The organism is Mycolicibacterium houstonense (assembly GCF_900078665.2).
GTDB classification, from domain to species: Bacteria; Actinomycetota; Actinomycetes; order Mycobacteriales; family Mycobacteriaceae; genus Mycobacterium; species Mycobacterium houstonense.
Map to the genome: position 1 here is coordinate 1 of NZ_LT546216.1, position 1076 is coordinate 1076.

A 1076-nucleotide genomic window follows, 5' to 3' on the forward strand; every position below is an offset into this window, starting at 1 on the left:
GTCCGCCACTACGCGGCCCGGCACCGGCTGTGGCAGCTCGACCCCGACATCGCCTACCTGTCCGGAGACGAGTTGCCCACCGGCGTGCGCGGGTTCGAGGTCCTCGAACAGCTGCCCTTCCAGGAGCGACGGCTGCGGACCGCGCTGGCGGCCCGCTCGGTGGGGGCGCTGGAGATCCTGGTTCGTGGGCTCGATGTCGACCCCGACGCGTTGCGGGCCCGGATGAAGCTGCGCGGCACCGAACACCTGACGGTGGTGCTCGCGCGGCTCGGCTCCGGAGCGGCCAGCCGGGCAACGGCATTCATTTGTCGGCCGTCTCGATAGCGGCCACGTACTCTGAAACGAAATACGCCGGTGGATGAGCCGGTGTGAGTTGATCGCCTGCGAGGACGACTGACGATGCGAATTCCCCCTGTGACAGCGCTGCTGGCAGCCGGCGCGCTGCTCGGCTGGCTCGGCATGCCGGTGGCAGTTGCACAGTCGGCCTGCGCCGACCTCGGCGGCACCGTCGACGCCGACCAGACCTGTGTGGTGCACACCGCCAACTCCAGCTACACACTGGATTACCGATTCCCGGTCGAGTATCCGGATCAGCAGGCCGTGGCCGCGTATCTGCTGCAGACCCGTGACGGCTTCGTCAACGTGTCGGGGATGCCCGGACTGCGCGATCAGCCGTACGTTCTCGACGCCAAGGGCACGGCCTACAGCTCGGGGACGCCGCCGCGCACCCAGAGTCTGGTCTTCGAGGTGTACCAGAACGTGGGCGGCGCCCATCCGCAGACCTGGTACAAGACGTTCAACTACAACGTGGTGACGCGGGCGCCGATCACGTTCGACACCTTGTTCAAACCGGGCTCCCGGCCGCTGGACGTGGTCTTCCCGATCGTGCAGCGCGAGTTGCAGAAACAGTCCGGCGTCGAGCAGGCGATCCCCGCGACGATCGGTCTGGATCCCGCCCACTATCAGAACTTCGCGATCACCGACGATTCGTTGATCTTCTTCTTCGGCCAGGGCGAACTGCTGCCCGAGGCGGCCGGGGCCAGCCAGGCCAGCGTGCCGCGCTCAGCCGTGGCGGC

Annotated in this window: 2 protein-coding genes; both read left to right on the top strand. The window is 67.7% G+C overall.

Features of this window, described 5'->3' with window-relative positions:
• Positions 1-324, top strand: a 324-nt coding sequence (locus BN4332_RS32630; RefSeq protein WP_435405223.1) for a THUMP-like domain-containing protein, incomplete at its 5' end; no start/stop codon positions are given.
• Positions 325-399: 75 nt separating this feature from the next.
• A partial coding sequence (locus tag BN4332_RS32635; protein ID WP_066904549.1) for an esterase occupies positions 400-1076 on the top strand: 677 nt, incomplete at its 3' end.